Source organism: Rhodococcus sp. R1101 (genome assembly GCF_000278445.1).
Classification (GTDB): domain Bacteria; phylum Actinomycetota; class Actinomycetes; order Mycobacteriales; family Mycobacteriaceae; genus Rhodococcus; species Rhodococcus gordoniae.
The window spans coordinates 1-1,818 of record NZ_AJVB01000635.1 but is presented as its reverse complement, the minus strand read 5'-3'; the positions used below and the strand labels follow the sequence as shown (position 1 = coordinate 1,818).

The window sequence follows — 1,818 nt, the reverse complement described above, 5'->3', positions numbered from 1 at the left end:
CACCGAGGACGTCGAGCAGCACCATCTGGTCGAGCATCTGCTGAGGCGAGTCGCTCACCATCACGGCGAAGAGCCGGTTGGTGCGCGCGCCGCGGTAGTTGGCCCGCGCGAGCTTGTCGACGGTGGGCTTGAAGCGGGCGATGTCGGCGCGAGCGCCGGCCAGGGCCTCGTCGGCCTGGGCAGCGCGAGTATCGGCCTCCCGCTGCGCCGCGACCTTCGCTTCGAGATCCGCACCCGCGGCGTGCAACGCTTCGGTGGCCTGCTCGCTGCGACGCGACAGATCGGCGAGGTGGTCGAGTCGCGCGGCGGGGGTCTCCCCCGGTGGTTGCGCCGCCGCCGGCGCGAGTGTGAAACCGAGGACCATCATCACGAGGGCCACGACGAGCGCCGGGCGGCGCGCGGCCCGTACTCCCGGCCTGCCCTGCGCTCTCGGCCTGCCCTGCACTCGCACGAGGTGCTTCGTCCTGTCGGAAACCACGAGGGCTCGAATCCTTTCCCGGGCGTCCTTGATCATCCGCAACTGCCGATCGAAGGTCTCGATCAGGTTACGGAATCGCATAGGTTTGTGTCTACCTGCGAGTAGCCATCACGCGCGGCGACTTTGTATGCAAGCGGACGGACATGGCTACGGGCCGCACATGCAGACATCCGAGAAGGGTGGGTCCGGTTGGTACCGGACCCACCCTTCTCGGAGATGATGCGTCGGAGCGGAGGCGGGAAACGCCGTCCGATCGGAGGCGACGTGCCGTCAGAAGCGACGCGCTCCGTCGACGGGCATCGAGTTCAGCGGCGCGATCTTCACCGGCTGGCTGGAGGTGGAGGCGTGCACGATGTTGCCGCCGCCGATGTAGATGCCGGTGTGGCTGCCGCCGTAGAACGACACGACGTCCCCGGGCTGGAGAGCCGCGACATCGATGGGGGTACCGGCGGAAGCCTGCTCGTAGCTGGTGCGCGGGACGCTGAGACCGGCCTGCTTGAAGGCCCACTGCACGAGACCCGAGCAGTCGAAGGAGCTCGGTCCGGCAGCGCCGTAGACGTAGGGGGCGCCGATCTTCGACTGCGCAGCGTCGGCAGCACGCTGTCCGACGGAGCCGAGGGGAGCGGTGAAGGCAGCGGCCTGAGGCGCGGGCGCACCCTCGGCGGCCGGCGGAACGAGGTTGGCGATCTCCGGCGGCACGGTCACACCGGCCGGGAGGTCGAACGTTCCGACACCGGGAATGTTGATGGGCTCGGCCATCGCCGGGCCGGCCGAGACGGTGACTGCTCCGAGAGCAATGGCACCGGCGACAAGGGCGCGCCGGACGGTGCGCTTGCTGTTGTTCGAAACCACGAGGGGACGTTCTCCGTTTCTTCCGTTCACCCGCCGACCGAGTTAGCTGACGGGTTCGGGCCGGAAGATCAGCCCTACTCCTCGCCGCGACGGGCGGAGGAGATTCACCCCAAGAACTACGTGGGTCCCCGGCTCGCCGCTCCCGAAGCCGGGGAGGGGCGATTAGGCGGTAACCGTGCGGCTCCGACCCGGGGGTGGGGCGGAAAACTCTCCGCTCGGTCTCGAAAAGATTACGAAACGGCATCGGTGAAGTCGACCGCCCCGCCGCGCCACCCGACCGCTTCGACCGATTCCTGGAGAACACTGCCGTAAGGCGCCGGTCCGATAACGGCGCGGTAACGAGCACTGCTCAGCCCTCCCCCACCCCGAGGACGTCACTACCCGATTCGCCCGGGTCCACTCCGGAAGAAGCAGGTCAGAACACCGTTGCCCGAAGAGGGCGGCCGGAACGGACCGTCCGATTCGCCGGTTTGCTTCCACCGGAGGCC

Annotated in this window: 1 protein-coding gene, 1 pseudogene and 1 riboswitch; the gene and the pseudogene both read right to left on the bottom strand. The window is 68.5% G+C overall.

Features of this window, described 5'->3' with window-relative positions; genetic code table 11:
* Nucleotides 1-559: pseudogene (locus R1101_RS28270) on the bottom strand (hypothetical protein); the annotation flags it as partial.
* 189 nt (nt 560-748) lie between these two features.
* Nucleotides 749-1,330 carry a C40 family peptidase gene (locus R1101_RS0122615; protein ID WP_016935484.1) on the bottom strand — a complete coding sequence of 194 codons (582 nt, stop codon included), beginning with the start codon at nt 1,328-1,330 and terminating at the stop codon, nt 749-751.
* 15 nt (nt 1,331-1,345) lie between these two features.
* Nucleotides 1,346-1,509: riboswitch (cyclic di-AMP (ydaO/yuaA leader) on the bottom strand.
* Nucleotides 1,510-1,818: the final 309 nt, after the last annotated feature.